Origin of the sequence: Pseudomonas sp. NFIX10 (assembly GCF_900111955.1) — a bacterium.
Lineage (GTDB): Bacteria > Pseudomonadota > Gammaproteobacteria > Pseudomonadales > Pseudomonadaceae > Aquipseudomonas > Aquipseudomonas fluorescens_AA.
Genome location: NZ_FOKH01000001.1, coordinates 193,175 through 210,898, shown reverse-complemented (window position 1 = coordinate 210,898; position 17,724 = coordinate 193,175). Strand labels below are relative to the sequence as shown.

Sequence of the window (17,724 nt, the reverse complement as noted above, 5' to 3'; positions counted from 1 at the left end):
CCCCGTGGAAAAAGGTACATTAGGCCGCTGGCCGATTAAGCCGACATTATGCGACGAGTACGGCAAACGTGGCGATCATTGCGGCCTGCCGGTCGCCGCCGGGTTAATCGACGGTTAATCGCCACTCGCCATTGTGTTTTCCACTCGCTTCGTTCTAAGGCTTTATCCATGCGTCGATTGTTTTTGCTGTGGCTGCTGCTGATCTCGGGCCTGGCCCAGGCCGCCAATCCCTTCGAAACCAAACCCGATTTCCTGCCGGTGGAAAAGGCATTCGTGTTGACCTCCGAACGCCTGGATTCCGGTGAAACGCAGCTGTTCTGGCAGATTACCGATGGGTACTACCTGTATAAGCAGCGGCTCAAGTTCGATGGCCTGGCCGAGGCGCAGAAACCCAGGTTGCCGGAGGGCGAGGCCCACAGCGACGAGTTTTTCGGCGACCAGCAAGTCTATCGCCAGGCGCTGGAACTGAAGATCCCCGCCGATGCCACGGGCAAGATCAAGGTGGGCTTCCAGGGCTGTGCCGACGCCGGCCTGTGCTATCCCCCCCAGACCCAGGTGATTGACCTGGGCGGCAGCGCACCGGCGGCGGTGACCGGCGAGGCGCCGGACCAGGCCCTGGCCAGCGGCCTGCAGCAACGAGCCTTGGGCTGGAGCCTGCTGGTGTTCTTCGGCCTGGGCCTGCTGCTGGCGTTCACCCCTTGTTCGCTGCCGATGCTGCCGATCCTGGCCGGGCTGGTGGTGGGCAGCGGCGCCGGGCCGAGACGCGGCCTGGCCTTGGCCGGCAGCTACGTGATCAGCATGGCCCTGGTGTATGCGGCCATGGGCGTGCTCGCCGCCCTGCTGGGGGCCAACCTCCAGGCACTGCTGCAACAACCGTGGCTGCTGGGCAGCTTCGCGGCCGTATTCGTGTTGCTGGCGCTGCCGATGTTCGGCTTCTTCGAGTTGCAATTGCCGGCGGCGCTGCGTGACCGCCTGGAAAACGCCGGGCGCCAGCGACGCGGTGGCAGCCTGGTGGGTGCCGGCGTGCTCGGCGCCCTGTCCGGCCTGTTGGTGGGCCCGTGCATGACCGCCCCGCTGGCCGGCGCCCTGCTGTATATCGCCCAGAGCGGCAATGCGCTGCACGGCGGGTTGATCCTGTTCACCATGGGCATCGGCATGGGCCTGCCACTGTTGCTCCTGGTGACCGTGGGCAACCGCTTCCTGCCCAAGCCCGGCGCCTGGATGAACCTGCTCAAGGGCGTGTTCGGCTTCCTGTTCCTGGGCACCGCGCTGCTGATGATTCGCCCGATCATCGACGGCTCGCTGTGGATCGGACTGTGGGGCGTGCTGCTGTTGATCGCCGCCTACAGCGCCTGGCGCCAGACCGAAGGCTTCGGCCGCATGGCCTACCTCTGCGGCAGCGCCTCGCTGCTGTTCGGTCTGTGGGGTAGCCTGCTGGTGATTGGCGCGGCGGGCGGTGGCGATGATTTCTTCCACCCCCTGAAGGTCTACGCCGGCAGCGAGGGTAGCGCGACCGTCAGCGCCCACGATACATTCACCACCGTCAGCGAGCCCGCCGCCCTGCAACGGGAACTGGACGCCGCCAAGGCCCAGGGCCAGTGGGTGCTGCTGGACTATTACGCCGACTGGTGCGTGTCCTGCAAGATCATGGAGAAACAGGTCTTCGGCCGCGCCGAGGTGCTGGACGCCCTGCAAGGCGTGCGCCTGCTGCGCCTCGACGTCACCGCCGACAGCCCCGCCAGCCGCGCGTTGCTGAGCCGTTACCAGGTACCGGGGCCGCCGAGTCTGCTGTGGATCGGCGCCGACGGTGAAGAGCGCCGCGGCCAGCGGATCACCGGGGAAGTCGACGCCAAGGCGTTCCTGGAGCGCTGGAACCTCACCCGGGACGCACGCTGATGCTGACGTTCACTCTGGGCACCTTCGCCATCGCCCTTAACCATCTGTTGCTGATCAGCGCCCTGGCCCTGGCGACCTTCGTCGGCTGGCGGGTGGCCAGGCGCGGTGGCGAGAACCCTGAGTCGGTGCTGTTCGTGCTGTTTCTGCTGGGGCTTTTGGCCGCACGGATCGGCTTCGTCGTCGCCTATTGGCAACATTACCGGGACGACCCGTGGCAGATCGTCGACCTGCGGGACGGCGGTTTCCTCGCCTGGCCGGGGATCGTGGCGCTGCTGATGGGCGCCTTGCTGTGGGCCCGGCGCCGTCCAGCCCTGCGCCGCCCATTGGGCTTCGGCGTCGGCAGCGGCTTGCTGTTCTGGCTGGTGGCGACCCTGTCGTTGACGATTTATGAACAAGGCACTCGGCTGCCAGACATCACCCTGCGCACCGCCGACGGCCAGACCGTGAAGCTCACCGACTACCAGGGCGGCCCGCTGGTGATCAACCTCTGGGCCACCTGGTGCCCACCCTGCCGACGTGAAATGCCGGTGCTCGAAGAAGCCCAGCAACAGCGTCCGGACCTGACCTTCCTGTTCGTCAACCAGGCCGAAAGCATGCAAAGCGTCAGCACCTACCTGGCCACCCAGGGCTTGAGCCTGACCAACGTGTTATTCGATGGCAGTGGCCGCCTCGGCCAGGCCGTGGGTTCCATGGCCCTGCCGACCACCCTGTTCTACAGTGCCGACGGCCGCCTGCTGGGTAGCCACCTGGGCGAATTGTCGGAAGCGAGCCTGGCCCGCGCCCTGGAAAACTTCGAAACGCCGGATTCGTCCACGACGCCCCACTCCGCCACAAGGAAACCGCCATGCCCCGCCTCCGCCACCTGCTGACCCTGGCCGTCGCCGCCGCACTGTCGCAGGCTCCGCTGCTCCAGGCCGAAGAGTTGCCTGCGGCCATCAAGAAGATCGAAGCCAAGGGCGCGAAAATCGTCGGCACTTTCGAGGCCCCGGACGGGTTGCGCGGTTACGCGGCGCAATACCAGAACCGCGGCATGGCGCTGTACCTGACCCCGGATGGGCAGCACGTTCTGCTGGGCAACCTGTACGACGCCGAGGGCAAGGACCTGAGCGCCGAGCCGCTGCAAAAACTGGTCTATGCACCGATGGCCAAGGCCATCTGGACGAAGATGGAAGCGAGCAACTGGATCGCCGACGGCAACAAGGACGCGCCGCGCACGGTGTACCTGTTCAGCGACCCGAACTGCCCGTACTGCAACATGTTCTGGGAACAGGCCCGGCCTTGGGTCAAGGCCGGCAAGGTGCAGTTGCGCCACATCATGGTGGGCATCATCCGCGAAGACAGCCCGGGTAAATCCGCCGCCTTGCTGGCCGCCAAGGACCCGGAAAAAGCCCTGGCCGAGCATGAAAAGGCCGGCAAGGGCAGCCCGCTCAAGCCGCTCAAGGACATACCACCCGCCATCCAGGCCAAACTGGACGCCAACCAGCAGTTGATGGACGAACTGGAACTGTCCGCCACCCCGGCGATTTTCTATCTGGATGAAAAAGGCGACCTGCAACAGCAGCAAGGCGCGCCGTCACCGGACAAGCTGGTGAAGATTCTCGGGCCGAAGTGACCGACAACCACTGCAGCCACCTGTGGGAGCGAGCCTGCTCGCGATGCGGTGGATCAGCCGCGCAAGGCCTTCAGCAACGCCTCGGTCACGAACTGCGGATTCTCAAGATTGGAAATGTGCCCCGCGTCCGGGACCAGCACATGCAGGCAGCCAATCAGTTCGGCCATTTCCAGTGCCTCGGACGGTGGCCTTGGTTTGTCCTGGTCGCCGCACATCACCAGGGTGCGCTGGGCGTTGAGCTCATGCAAACGCCCCCGCATGTCGTCCCGACCGAAAATGATCCGCCCCAGCGGTACGATGCTGGCGCGCAGGCGATCGGTCGGCAGCGCGGCCAATGTGGCGCGAAACTGCTGGTACAGCGCCGACTGCGGGTCGATACCCGGCCGGAAGAAGATCGGCACGACGATGTCCAGCAACGGCTCGGGAATGCTGCCGCTGGCTTCGATCTTGTCGAACAGCGAGAAATAGTACTGGCGGGTCTGCTCCGGCTCGACGCCCACGTAAGTATCCATCAGCACCAGCGACTGGATCCGCGTGGGCGCCGCCAGCGCCAGCCGCGTCCCCCACATCCCGCCCACCGAAAGCCCCACCAGGTGGAAGCAGTCGATGCTCAAATAATCCAGCAGCTCCATCATCTGGCGGGCCAGATCGTTCAGCGAACTCATGCCTTCCGGCATCTGCCCGGACTGGCCATGGCCCCAAAGGTCCGGAGCGATGACCCGGTAATGCCTGGACAACACCTCTATCTGCGGCGCCCACATGGCGTGGTCCCACAGGTAGCTGCCGCCCAACACCACCACCGGGCCCTGGCCCTGGTCCAGGTAGTGAAGCGGTTGTCCGTCGATCGTTGCAAAGGGCATGGGTGACCTCCTTGTTAGAGTCTGGAAAAAAGCTTGGGAAGACTGAGCCGCGAAGCGCGAGGCGTCAACCTTGGGCTTGCGCTGGTTGTGCAGCCGCCATCGCGAGCAAGCTCGCTCCCACAGAAAATTTGCGTGGTACACAAATCCACTGTGGGAGCGAGCTTGCTCGCGATGGTCTTGTTAGACGCCGCAAAACTACATACCTTCCAACTCCGCCATCAAATCATTCAACCGATCCACCTTCTCCTCGGTGATCTCGCTAGCCGCCAACCCTTCGATGTAGTCGGCCAATTCCTGCACCGTGCTGCACTCGAACATCGCCCGCAGCGGCACGTTGCGTTGCAGGGCCTTTTGCACCCGTGAGGCGATTTGCGTCGCCAGCAAGGAATGACCGCCCAACTCGAAGAAGTTGTCCCGTACCCCCACCCGCTCGACTTTCAGCACCTGGGCCCAGATGTCCGCCAGGGTCTGCTCCAGCTCATTACCGGGTGCCTGATAATCCTGGCTTTGCAACTGGCCAATCTCCAAGGCCGGCAAGGCCTTGCGGTCGAGCTTGCCATTGGCGTTGAGGGGCAGGCGATCGAGCCACAGCCAGTGCAGCGGTACCATGTATTCCGGCAGTTCGGCCCGCAGGCGCTGCTTGATGCGCTCCAGGCGTTCGGCGGGTTTGAGTGCCGAGTCGGTGGCCACCAGGTAGCCCACCAGATGCTTGCCATTGGCGCCCTCCTGCACGCCCACCGCCCCATCGCGCACTTCCGGCTGTTCATGCAAGCGCGCTTCGATTTCACCCAGTTCGATGCGGTAGCCGCGAATCTTCACCTGATGGTCGATGCGCCCGACGTACTCCAACACCCCGTCGCTGCGCCGCCGCGCCAGGTCGCCGGTGCGGTACAGCCGCTCTCCCGGTGCCCCGAACGGGTTCGGCACAAAGACCGGGGCGGTGCGCAACGGATCGCTGACATACCCGCGCCCGACTCCAGTACCCGCCACGCACAACTCACCCACCGCCCCCAGCGGCACCAGGTCCAGCGCACCGTCGAGCAGGTACAAACGGTTGTTGTCGGTGGGCGTGCCAATCGGCAAGTAAGTGCCACGGGTAGAAGCCATGTCGACCCGGAAGAGCGCCACGTCATCGGAGCATTCCGCCGGCCCGTAGGCATTCACCAGGCCAATGTCCGGATAGCGCAGCAACCATTGATGGGCCAGCTCCGGCGGCATCGCTTCGCCGGTGGGCAGCATCCAGCGCAGGCCGTCCAGGCCGATGCGCTCTTGGGCGAGCATGCCCTGGATCAGCGACGGCACGCTTTCCAGCACGGTGATGCCCTGCTGCTGCACATGCTCCAGCAGCCCTTGCGAGTCGTGGGCGATGGCGTTGGGCACGATGTCGACCCGGGCGCCGAACAACGGCGCGGCCAGGAACTGCCAGACCGAAATGTCGAAGCTTTGGGACGCCGTCTGGGCGATGACATCCGCCTCGCTCAGCGCCAGGTACGGCACTTTGCTCAGTTGGTTGTTGAGCATGCCCCGCTGTTCCACCATCACGCCTTTGGGCAGGCCGGTGGAGCCGGAGGTGTAGATCACGTAGGCGAGATTGTCCGGCCCGCTGTAGACGCCCGGGTCTTGCGACGAAAAGTCGCCGGCCTGGACGGTTTCCCATACCAGCAACTTCGGCCGTCCGGAACAGGCGAACTCGTCCAGCAACGCCTGGGCCTGGGCTTGGCAGGCCTGGGTACAGACCAGCAAAGGCGTGCGGCTCAATTCGATGATGCGGCTCAGGCGCTGGCTCGGCAGGCCGGGATCCAGCGGCAAGTAGCCGGCACCGGCCTTGAAGCTGCCGATGATCATGCCCAGCAGTTGCGCATCCCGTTCAGCCAGCAACGCCACCGGCTGATCCAGACCGACCCCGGCCGCGATCAGCGCGTGGCCGAGGCGGTTGCTGCGCGCATTCAACTCGGCGTAGCTGTAGGTCGTGTCCAGGCAACTGACCGCAAGACGTTGCGGATGGGCCGCGACCCGTGCCTCGAACAGCTCGACGTAGCTCTGCTCCAGCGGATAGGCATGCTCGCTCTGGTTGCAGCCTTCGATCAGGAAGTCCTGCTCCTGGGCACCGATCAACGGCAACTCGCTCATGTCACCGTGCAAGCCCTCCATCAGCGCCAGCAGCAGCCGCTTGAACTCACTCAGCAAGCCCTGGACGGTGGCTTCATCGAAGTAGCGCTGGTCGTAGGAAAGGTGCAACCCCAGGTCATCCCCCGGGTAGCAGACCGCCGTCAGCGGGAAGTTGGTGTGGGTGCGGCCCGAGTCGGAGGTGGCATTGAGGCTTTGGGCACGGTCCAGCACCGAGACTTCCACCGGCGCGTTCTCGAACACGAACAGGCTGTCGAACAGCGGTTGGCCCTTGGGCAGTTCGCTGACCTCCTGGATGCTCACCAACGGCAAGTATTCGTACTCGCGCAGTTGCATGTTGCTGTCTAGCAAATCGCTGAGCCACTGGCGCACGCTGCAGCGCTGATGGTCCTCGGGCATCTGCACGCGCAAAGCGATACTGTTGATGAACAGCCCGACGGTGCGTTGCATCTGCGGCAGTTCCACCGGGCGCCCGGCCACGGTGACGCCGAACAGCACGTCGCGGTCGCCGCTGACCCGGCGCAGGACCAGGGCCCACGCCGCCTGGGCGAAGGTGTTGACCGTCAGTTGATGGGCCTGGGCCAATTCCCGCAGCCGTGCGCCATCCCGGGCATCAAGACGGGTGTAGCAGTCGCCGACGATCATGCCGCCGCTGTCACCGGCGTGCTCGCGCAGGAACGGCCGGTCGCCAGGGATCGGCGTGGTCCGCTCGAAGCCTTGCAGGTTGCGCTTCCACCACTGCCGGGCTTCATCCAGGCTTTGGTGTTGCAGCCAGCCGATGTAGTCGCGATAGCGCGGCGGCACGGCCAACTGCGGCTCGCGCTGCTCACCCAGGGCGGTGTAGATCTCGAAGAAGTCGTCCATCAGCAGCGAGCGGCACCAGGCATCGATGAGGATGTGGTGGTTACTCATCATGAACCAGTAGCGCGCCGCGCCGACCCGAATCAGCCGAAGGTGGAATGGTGCCTGGTTCAACAGGTCGAAACCGGCCTCGCGTTCATCCTTGAGCAGGGCCTGGAGCTTGGCTTCCTGGGCGTCTTCAGGCACCTCGGACCAGTCGAGGTAATCCACCGGCGTGCGGCCTGGCTTGTGGATGATTTGCAGCATGTCTTCGCCGACGTTCCAGCAGAACGATGCGCGCAAGGCTTCGTGACGGGCGATGACCGCCTGCCAGGCCTGGGCAAAACGCTGCGGGTCCAGTTCGCTGTTGATGCGGTAGCGATCCTGCATGTAGTACAGGCCGGTACCCGGCTCCAGCAGGGTATGCAATAGCATGCCTTCCTGCATGGGCGTCAACGGGTAGACGTCTTCGATCTGTGTGGCCGGCACGGGCAGTCTGTCGAGCTGGCCCTGGGTCAGCTTCGCCAGGGGGAAGTCCGATGGCGTCAGCCCGCCCGCCTCGTCCGTCAGGCAGTGTTCGATGAGGCGTTGCAACTCATCGAGGTAAGCCTCGGCCAGGGCGGCGATGGCCTGGCGCTCATGGCGCTGGGCACTGAAGGTCCAGCGCAGCACCAGTTCGCCGCCGCTGACCTGGCTATCGACGCTCAACGCGTTGGGTAACGGCGCATCGGGATCGTGGATGGCCCCCAGGGGCGCATCCAGCGGCTGGAACAGCGCCTCCTGGCCCAGGGTCTGGTCGAGCTGACCCAGGTAGTTGAAGGTGATCGCCGCGTGCGGCAGGCCGGCCATCGCCTCGCGTGTCGGCGCATCCGCCAGGTAACGCAGCACGCCATAACCGAGGCCCTTGTGGGGCACCGCGCGCAGTTGCTCCTTGATGGCCTTGATCGAGACGCTGAAGTCTTCGACCGTCGGACTCAGGCGCACGGGATAGACGCTGGTGAACCAGCCGACGGTGCGGGTCAGGTCGAGGTCGTCGAACATCGCTTCGCGGCCGTGGCCTTCGAGCTGGACCAAGGCCGAATCGTGGCCGCTCCAACGGCACAGCACCCGCGCCAACGCCGTGAGCAGCAGGTCATTGACCTGGGTGCGGTAGGCGCTTGGCGCCTGTTGCAGCAGTTGCCGGGTACGCTCGGCGTCCAGGCGCACGCTGACGGTTTGCCCGTGACGCTCCTGCAGCCCGCCGTCAGGATTCGCGCACGGCAGTTGCACTGGCGCACCGCTCAATTGCGCTTGCCACCAACCCAGCTCCTCGCGCAGGGACTCGCTGCCGGCGTAGGCCTGCAAACGCGCGGTCCAGTCGCGCAACGGGCTGGTCTTGGCCGGCAGTTGCGCCGCCTGCCCGGCGACGAGCTGGCGGTAGACGGTTTGCAAATCGTCCATCAGCACCCGCCACGACACACCGTCCACCACCAGGTGATGAATGACGATCAACAACCGTTGCCGGCCATCCGGCCACTGCGCCAGCACGGCACGCAGCAACGGCCCGGTGGCCAGATTGAAACGGCTCTGCGCCTCGGCAAACAACGCTTCGCACGCCTGGGCAGTGTCCACGCAGACCTGCTGCAGCAGCACAGCGTCAGCCAGCGATTGGTGCTCGGCGCGCCAATGTCCGGCGCTTTCGTCGAAGCCCAGGCGCAAGGCATCGTGGTGCTGGAAGACGCTGCGCAGCGCCTGCTCCAGCCGTTGCGGATCCAGGGCCGTGGTCGGTTCCAGCAGCAACGCCTGGTTCCAGTGATGCCGGTTGGGGATCGGGCGGTCGAAAAACCAGTGCTGGATCGGCGTCAACCCGGACTCGCCCTGCAACAGGCCCTGCTCGGCATGCACTTGCTGGCTGCGCGTGGCGACCGCGGCCAGGGTCTGTACGGTCTGATGCTGGAACAAGTCCCGGGGCGTGAAATGAATGCCCTGCTGTCGGGCACGGCTGACCACCTGGATGGACAGGATCGAATCACCGCCCAGCTCGAAGAAATTATCGTTGAGGCCCACCTGCGCCACGTTCAGCACGTCGCACCAGATCGCCGCCAAGGTCTGTTCCAAGGCATTGCTCGGCGCCACGTAGTGTTGGCGATTGAGCTCAGGATCGGGCAGCGGCAAGGCGCGGCGGTCGAGCTTGCCGTTAGCGGTCAGCGGCATGCTCGCCAGCAGGATCAGGTGCGTGGGCACCATGTAGTCCGGCAATTGGGCCTTGAGGTGGTTTTTCAAGGCGTCGCGCAGGGCCGCTTGTCGCTCGTCGTCCTGGCTGGCGATGTCGCTCACCAGGTAGCCGGCCAGCTGCTTGCCGCCGGGCGTGTCGAGGGCCAGGACCACGGCCTCGCGCACCGCCTCATGTTCCAGCAGGCGGGTTTCGATTTCCCCCAGTTCGATGCGGAAACCACGGATCTTCACCTGATGGTCGATCCGTCCCAGGTACTCCACCAGCCCGTCGGGGCGCTGGCGCACCAGGTCGCCGGTGCGATAGAGGCGTCCGCCCTCGGTGGCGAACGGGTCGGCGACAAAACGCTCGGCGGTCATCCCCGGACGCTGGTGATACCCCTGGGCCAGACCGGCGCCGCCCACATACAACTCGCCCGTGGCACCTGGCGGCACCAACGCCAGGTCGGCGTCGAGGATGTAGGCCACCCGGGCCCCGATCACGCTGCCAATCGGCACACTGGCCGCACCCTCCTCCAATTGCTCGGGGGCCAGGCTCGCCAGGGGCATGACCACGGTTTCGGTCGGGCCATAGGCATTGAAGAACAGGCTCGGGCTGAATGCCGCGCGAATGCGGTGCAAATGCTCGCCCGTCAGGGCTTCGCCGCCGGTGATGCACATGCGCACCGGCAAGGTCTGGCCCTGTGTGGCCAACCATTGCGCCAACTGGCTGCCGTAGCTGGGGGTGAACCCCAGGATGTTGATGCGATGCTGGCGAATCAGCCCGCAGATTTCCTCGGCGTCCCACTGGCCCTGGGCCCGCAACACCACGTGGGCACCACTGAGCAGCGGCACCAAGAGGCGTTCGGTGGCCGCATCGAAGTTGATGGAATAGAAATGCAGCTCGCAGTCATCCGGGCGCATGCCAAAGCGCTGGATCACCGCCTGGCAATGCATGGCGATTTCACCGTGGGACACCACCACGCCCTTGGGCTTGCCGGTGGAACCGGAGGTGTAGATCAGGTAGGCCTGGTGTTGCGGCAGGTTGATCAACGGCAGCGAGTGATCCGGGTACTGCGCCAAGGCCGGCGAATCGTCTTCCAGGCACCAGCAGCCCACGCCGTCGGGCAATGCACCGAGAGCCCGGAGCATCGCCTGGTCGCTGAGCAGCAGGCTGATGCCACTGTCTTCGATCATGTAGTGCAGGCGATCCAGCGGGTATTCCGGATCCAGCGGCACGTAGGCACCGCCGGCCTTGAGAATCGCCAGCAGGCCAATAACCATTTCCAGCGAGCGCTCCAGGGCCAGGCCGACCCGCACCTGCGGCCCGACGCCTGCCTCGCGCAGGCGCCAGGCCAGGCGATTGGCGCGGCTGTCCAGTTGCGCATACGTCAGGGTCTGCCCAGCGAACGTCAGCGCCGGCGCGTCGGGACGCGCCCGAGCCTGTTCGTCGAACAGTGGATGAATGCATTGGTCCAGGCGATGCTCACCGGGCTCGACGCCCAGGCTGTCGAGCAGTTGTTGCTGCTCGCCGGCATCGAGCAACGGCAGTTCGCTCAGGCGTCGGGCCGGGTCGTCCAGCAGCGCTTGCAGGAGGTTACGCCAGTGCCCGGCCATGCGCGCGATGCGCGGTTCGTCGAACAGGTCGGTGCTGTAAGTCAGGCAGCAACCCAGGCGCTGATCCAGGTCGGTGACTTCCAGGTTGAGGTCGAACTTGGTGGCCCGGGCGTCGTTGACCAGGTATTCGACGGTCATGCCGGCCAGGGTGCGGCTCTGCTGGAATTCCCAGCGCTGCACGTTGCACATCACTTGGAACAGTGGGTTGTAGGCCGCACTGCGCGGCGGTTGCAGGGCTTCCACCAGATGATCGAACGGCAGGTCCTGATGGGACTGGCCTTCGATGACGGTGTGGCGCACCTGTTCGAACAATTCCCCCACCGACATCTGCCCGTCGAGCTGGCAACGCAGCACTTGGGTGTTGAGGAATGCACCGATCAGCCCTTCGCTTTCCGGGCGAATGCGGTTGGCCACCGGCGCGCCGATGCGCAGATCGGTCTGGCCGCTGTAGCGGTAGAGCAGCACGGCCAAGGCGGCGGTCATGGTCATGAACAGGGTGAGGCCCTGTTGTGCATTGAAGGCGCGGACCCGCGCGGCCAGCTCATCGCTGAGATCGAAACGGAACAGTTCACCGCGATGGCTTTGCACCGACGGACGCGGGCGGTCGCCGGGCAGCTCCAGCAGCGGATGCTCGCGGCCCAGTTGCGCGGTCCAGTAGTCCAACTGCCGTTGACGCTCGCCGGACTCCAGCCACTGGCGCTGCCAGACGCTGTAGTCCAGGTACTGCACCGGCAACGGCTCCAGCGGGGACTCACGGTCATCGACAAAAGCTTCGTACAGCGCGCTCAGTTCACGGGCAAAAATGTCCATCGCCCAGCCTTCGGTGACGATGTGGTGCAGCGTCAGTACAAAGTAATGCTCATGCTCGGCGGTCTTGACCAGGCAGGCCCGCAGCAGCGGTCCGGTTTCCAGGTCGAAGGGCTGGTGGGCCTCGCTGTCGGCCAGTTGCTGCACCCGCTGCTGACGAATGTCAGCGGCCAGCATCGAGAAGTCCTTCCAATCCATGCGCAGGCCCGTCTCGCCGTGCACCTGTTGGCAGGCCACGCCGTCGACGCTCGGGAACGTGGTGCGCAGGGTTTCGTGGCGCAGGATCAACGCCTGCAACGCCGCCTCGAAGCGCCCGACATCCAGCACCCCGCGCAACCGCGCCATGCCGCCGACGTTGTAGGCCGGGCTGTCCGGTTCCATCTGCCAGAGGAACCACATGCGCTGCTGGGAATACGACAGCGGCACCGGTTGGCTGCGATCGACCTTCTCGATGGGCGGCTGGCGGTTGGTCAGGCCGCTGGCCTGGATCAAGCGCACTTGTTCGGCGAAAGCACCCAGTTCACTCGCCTCGAACAGCGCCCGTAACGGCAGTTCCACGTCACAGGCCTGGCGCGTGCGGGAAATGATCTGGGTCGCCAGCAGCGAATGACCGCCGAGGGCAAAAAAATCGTCCCGCAGGCCGATGCGCGCCAGTCCCAGCACCTCGCGCCAGATGCCGGCGATTTGCTGTTGGAGGGCGCTGACCGGCTCGACATGCTCGCGCACCTGCCATTGCGGTTCAGGCAAGGCACGGCGATCGAGCTTGCCGCTCGGGCTCAAGGGCATGGCGTCCAGGCGCAGCAGTTGGGCGGGCACCATGTAGTCCGGCAGTTCGGCGGCCAGGGCGGCCTTGAGCCGGGTGTTCAATTCGTCCTGGCCGTGGGCGACCTCCGGCGCGGTGTAATAACCGATCAACTGCGGGCCGGCCGAGGTGTCGCGCACCAGCACCGCCACTTGGGCGATGCCGTCCTGGGCCAACAGGCGCGCTTCGATTTCCTGCGGCTCGACCCGGAAGCCCCGCAGCTTGACCTGCTGATCGAGGCGGCCTAGGTATTCGATCACGCCGTCGACGCCCCAACGTGCCCGGTCGCCGGTGCGGTACAACCGCGCACCGGCCGGTCCCATCGGGTCGGCGACGAAACGCTCGGCGCTCAGGCCCGGACGCCCGAGGTAACCCCGGGCCAGGCCCAGGCCGCCAATGCACAGCTCGCCCGGCACACCGGCCGGCACGGGATTGAGGTCACTGTCGAGCACCCGGCACAGCACGTTGCCCAGGGGACGGCCGATGGGCGAACGCTCGCCATCAGCGTCGGTGCAATGCCAATGGGTGACGTTGATCGCGGTTTCGGTCGGGCCGTAGCGGTTGTGCAATTGCGCCGACGGCAGTTGCGCCAACACCCGGTTGCGCAACTCGGCCGGCAAGGCTTCGCCACCGCAGAACAGCCGGCGCAGGCTGGTGCAGCGGGCGCTCAGCGGCTCTTCGACAAACAGGCTGAGCAGCGGCGGTACGAAGTGCAGCGTGGTGACGCCAAACTGCTGCACCAACTGGGCGATGCGGTGCGGGTCACGGTGCTCGCCGGGTCCAGCCAGGACCAGTTGACTGCCGGTGATCAGCGGCCAGAAGCATTCCCAGACCGACACGTCGAAGCTGATGGGGGCCTTTTGCATCAGCACATCGTTGGCATCCAGCCCGTAGGTCGCTTGCATCCATTGCAGGCGCTCGGCCAGGGCCGCGTGGGTATTGCCGACGCCTTTGGGCTGGCCGGTGGAACCAGAGGTGTAGATCACGTAGGCCAGGTGATCGCCGTGCAGGTGCAGGCCCGGCGGGTTGCTCGGCCATTGTTCCAGGTGCAGGGCGTCCATGGCGATGACACTGACGCCGTCGCAGGCTGGCAAACGCTCCAGCAACGCGGTCTGGGTCAGCAGCAGGTCGACGCCGCTGTCGTCGAGCATGTAGGCCAGGCGTTCGGCCGGGTAGTCCGCATCCAGCGGCACATAGGCACCGCCGGCCTTGATGATGGCCAGTACACCAACGAGCAACTGCGGCGAGCGCTCGCAGGCAATCGCCACGCACACGTCCGGGCCAACGCCCTTGTCCCGCAGGTAATGGGCCAGGCGATTGGCCTGGGCGTGCAGCTCGGCATAATCGAGTTGATCACCGTCCCAGCGCAGGGCGATCCGTTGCGGCGTGCGGCGGGCCTGCTCGTTCAACAGTTCCGGCAGCCATTGGCTGGCCGGCGCGCACGGGGCCGCGCTCCACTGCTGCTGTTGGCTGTGTTCATCGGCGGTCAATAACGGCACATCGCCGATGGCTTGCTGCGGATCGGCACAGACCGCCCGCAACAGGTTGCAGTAATGCGCGGCCAGCCGCTCGATGGTCGCCGCCTCGAACAGCTCGTCGGCGTAGTCGAACGACAGGGTCAACCGGCCGTTGCGATCTTCTTCGCTGTGCAATTGCAGGTCGAACTTGGCTTCGCGGCTGTGCCACGGCAACTCCTCCGCCAGCAGCCCCGGCAAACGCCGCAAGGCACTCAGGTCACGCTGCTGATGGTTGAACATCACTTGGAACAGGCCTTGCTCGCGTGCCTCGGGAAATGCTTCGAGCAGTTGTTCGAACGGCAGGTCCTGGTGGGCCTGGGCCCCGAGCGTGGCTTCCCGGGCCTGGGCCAACAGCGCGGCGAACGGTTGACGGGAATCGACCTGCCCGCGCAGGACCTGGGTGTTGATGAAGAAGCCGATCAGCCCCTGGGTGTCCAGGCGCGGACGGTTGGCGTTGGGCACTCCGACGCGGATGTCGGATTGCCCGGTGTAACGCTGCAACAGCGCCTGGAAAGCCGCCAGCAACAGCATGAACGGCGTCGCGTCATGGGCCTGGGCCACGTGGCGCAGGGCCTCGCCGAGGTCCTTGTCCAGGCGCAGGCTGTGCCGCGCGGCGCTGCGCTGGCGTTGAGCGCTGCGTGGATGATCCGTGCCCAGTACCAGGGCCGAATGTTCAGCGCCCAGTTGCTGTTTCCAGTAGCTCAGTTGGCGCTCGGCCTCGCCCTGGGCGAGCCACTGGCGTTGCCAACTGCCGTAGTCGGCGTATTGCAAAGGCAATGGCGCCAGTTCAGCAACCTGGCCTTGGGAGGCGGCGGCGTACACGCGGGAGAATTCTTCGATCAATACATTCATCGACCAGCCGTCGGCGATGATGTGGTGCAGCGTCACCAGCAGTTGATGGTCATCCTCGTCGAGGCGCAACAGGGTGACCCGCAGCAGCGGCCCCTTCTCCAGATCGAACAGCGTGGCCGCTTCGTCTTCTCGAACCTGCCGCGCCCGGGCTTCGCGCCGGTTGGCAGGTTCGTCACTGAGATCGATCACCTGCAGCTTGAATTCGCCGGCCGGATCGACCTGTTGCAAGGCCACCCCCTCCCGCTCCAGGAACCGCGTGCGCAAGGCCTCGTGACGCTCGATCAGTTGCTGGAAACTGGCCCGCAGCGCGTCTTCGTCCAGCTCGCCACGCAGGTGCAAGGCACCGGGAATATTGTAGGCACGGCTCGCCGGGTCGAGCTGCCAGGTGATCCACAAACGGTTCTGCGCCAGGGATTGCGGCAATGGCGCATGGCGCGGCAATGGGCTGATCGCGCCCTGGGCCTGGCCGCCGTCCTGCTGCTGGTTTGCCACCGCTACCGCGAACGCCGCCAGGGTCGGCGCTTCGAACAGCAGGCGCAGGTTGAGCGCCAGCCCGAGGGTTTCGCTCAGGCGTGCGATCACCTGGGTGGCGGCGATGGAGTTGCCGCCCAGCAGGAAGAAATGATCGTCGGCCCGGACCTGCTCGACCTGCAATTGCTCCCGCCAGACCTGACCGATGAGGGCCTGCAACTCGGAGGCCGGGGCGGGTTCGTCAGCCACGTCGGCTTCGGCTGACGGGAACTGTGCGTAACTGTCCAAACTGCCGTCGGCCAACCGGATGCGGCAGGCCGAGCGCTGCAGCTTGCCGCTGGAGGTCTTGGGCAACGCGCCGGGATTGAGCAGCACCACCACGCTCGGGGCTTGCTGGCAGGCCTCGGCCACGGCCTGGCGAATGGCGGTGATCAAGGCTTCGGGTGGCAGGATTTTCTGCACGCTGCGGCTGATTTCCGCGGCGATGCCGATGCCCTCCTCGCCGTTGTCGTTGACCGCGAACGCCGCCACCCGGCCCTTGCGCACCACCTCCACTTCGCGCTCGATGGTTTGCTCGATGTCCTGGGGATAGAGATTGTGCCCACGCACGATCAGCAGGTCTTTCAGGCGACCGGTGATGAACAGTTCGCCGCCGCGCCGGAAACCCAAGTCGCCAGTGCGCAGCCAGGTCCGGCCGTCGTGCTGGACAAAGGTTTTGGCGCTGGCTTCAGGGTTGCGCCAGTAACCCAGGGCGATGCTCGGCCCGGCGGCCCAGACTTCACCGACCTGATTGTCGACCAACGGCTGCAACGTGGCGGGCTCGACGATCAGCACCGCGTGCCCGGGCTGGCTGACACCGCAACTCATCACCGCGCTGCCCTGCCCCGGCTCGGCACGGTTCTGCGCCAACGCCGCGTCATCCACTCGCAACGAAGGAATGCCGTGGCGGCGCGGCGTGCCGGCGACGAACAAGGTCGCTTCGGCCAGGCCATAGGAGGCCATGAAATTGTCCGGCGTGAAGCCGCACGGAGCGAATTTCTCGGCAAAACGCTCCAGGGTGTCGAGGCGGATCGGCTCGGAGCCGGAATAGGCCACGCGCCAGCCGCTCAGGTCGAGACGGTTCAGGGCCGAATCACTGACCCGTTCGCTGCATAACCGATAGGCGAAATCCGGGCCGCCGCTGATGGTGCCACCGTACTCGCTGATCGCTTCGAGCCAACGCAGGGGTCGGGCCAGGAAATAAGCCGGGGACATCAATACGCAAGGGACGCCGCTGAACACCGGCTGCAACAGACCGCCGATCAGGCCCATGTCGTGGTACAGCGGTAGCCAACTGACGATGACGTCGTCGGGGTTCAGGTCGATGCCGAAGCCATGGCGGATCAGCAGTTCGTTGGCCACCAGGTTGCCGTGGCTGACCTGCACACCCTTGGGCAGCGCGGTGGAACCGGAGGTGTATTGCAGAAAGGCAATGTCATCGTCCTGCAGCGTCGGCATCCGCCATTGCCCGGCGTGGGCCGGGTCGAGGGTATCGACGCACAACACCGGCGGCGCCGACTCGATGGCTTGCAACGGATCGCGCAGATCGCTGCTGGTGAGCAGCAGGCGCGGTTCGGCGTCGGCGATGATCGACAGCAGGCGCTCCTGATGGTGACGACGGGCGGACTCCGGCGGATAGGCCGGCACCGCGATCACCCCGGCGTAGAGGCAGCCAAAGAACGCCGCGACGTAATCCGGGCCACTGGGAAACAACAGCACGGCGCGATCGCCCAGCGCCGCTTCGGCCTGCAAGGCGCCGGCGATGGTCCGGGCGCGCAGGTCAAGGTCGCGATAACTCAACACCACACCCTGCCCAGGGGTGTCGGCAAGGAAGCGCAGGGCCACCCGGTCCGGCGTCAACGCGGCGCGGCGCTGGAGGGCATGAGCCAGGGTGCTGGGGAGTTCGAACGCGTCGGTCATGGGGGTTTCCTGCCTGAATTCGGCTTGCAAGTTGTCCCCCATGGAACGGATAGCCGCGGCAAATAATTAGTCGGGCAGCCGACTCACCGAGGCATGCAGCCAAGCAGCCAGCTGCCAGCTGCCAGGCACCGCGGCAATGGGTCGCGGCGCCGAGGCTGGACTTTGTCACATCAA

The 17,724-nt window shown here is 65.6% G+C and carries 5 protein-coding genes; 3 read left to right on the top strand and 2 right to left on the bottom strand.

The features are described from left to right. Positions 1-168: 168 nt before the first annotated feature. The 3 genes from dsbD to dsbG are packed head-to-tail and all read left to right on the top strand — an operon-like array spanning position 169 to position 3,508. Positions 169-1,896, top strand: a complete 1,728-nt coding sequence (gene dsbD / locus BM321_RS00925; RefSeq protein WP_092441236.1) for a protein-disulfide reductase DsbD — start codon at positions 169-171, stop codon at positions 1,894-1,896. Continuing rightward, on the top strand, positions 1,896-2,765 hold the full coding sequence (locus BM321_RS00920) for a TlpA family protein disulfide reductase (protein ID WP_092327040.1): 870 nt from the start codon (positions 1,896-1,898) through the stop codon (positions 2,763-2,765). Before dsbD ends, BM321_RS00920 begins: the two co-directional genes overlap by 1 nt. Continuing rightward, on the top strand, positions 2,741-3,508 hold the full coding sequence (gene dsbG, locus BM321_RS00915; protein WP_092327041.1) for a thiol:disulfide interchange protein DsbG: 768 nt from the start codon (positions 2,741-2,743) through the stop codon (positions 3,506-3,508). Before BM321_RS00920 ends, dsbG begins: the two co-directional genes overlap by 25 nt. Before the next feature lie 53 nt (positions 3,509-3,561). Here the strand turns inward: dsbG and BM321_RS00910 are convergent, their stop codons facing one another. After that, positions 3,562-4,368, bottom strand: a complete 807-nt coding sequence (locus BM321_RS00910; RefSeq protein WP_092441235.1) for an alpha/beta fold hydrolase — start codon at positions 4,366-4,368, stop codon at positions 3,562-3,564. Positions 4,369-4,563: 195 nt separating this feature from the next. Further along, positions 4,564-17,550: a non-ribosomal peptide synthetase gene (locus BM321_RS00905; protein WP_092441234.1), complete on the bottom strand. Its 12,987-nt coding sequence runs from the start codon at positions 17,548-17,550 to the stop codon at positions 4,564-4,566. Between the last annotated feature and the right edge of the window lie 174 nt (positions 17,551-17,724).

What these genes read in the sequence shown, in the direction of transcription:
- dsbD (WP_092441236.1), top strand. Translation starts at nt 169, where the DNA reads ATGCGTCGATTGTTTTTGCTGTGGCTGCTGCTGATCTCGGGCCTGGCC.
- BM321_RS00920 (WP_092327040.1), top strand. Translation starts at nt 1,896, where the DNA reads ATGCTGACGTTCACTCTGGGCACCTTCGCCATCGCCCTTAACCATCTG.
- dsbG (WP_092327041.1), top strand. Translation starts at nt 2,741, where the DNA reads ATGCCCCGCCTCCGCCACCTGCTGACCCTGGCCGTCGCCGCCGCACTG.
- BM321_RS00910 (WP_092441235.1), bottom strand. Translation starts at nt 4,368, where the DNA reads ATGCCCTTTGCAACGATCGACGGACAACCGCTTCACTACCTGGACCAG.
- BM321_RS00905 (WP_092441234.1), bottom strand. Translation starts at nt 17,550, where the DNA reads ATGACCGACGCGTTCGAACTCCCCAGCACCCTGGCTCATGCCCTCCAG.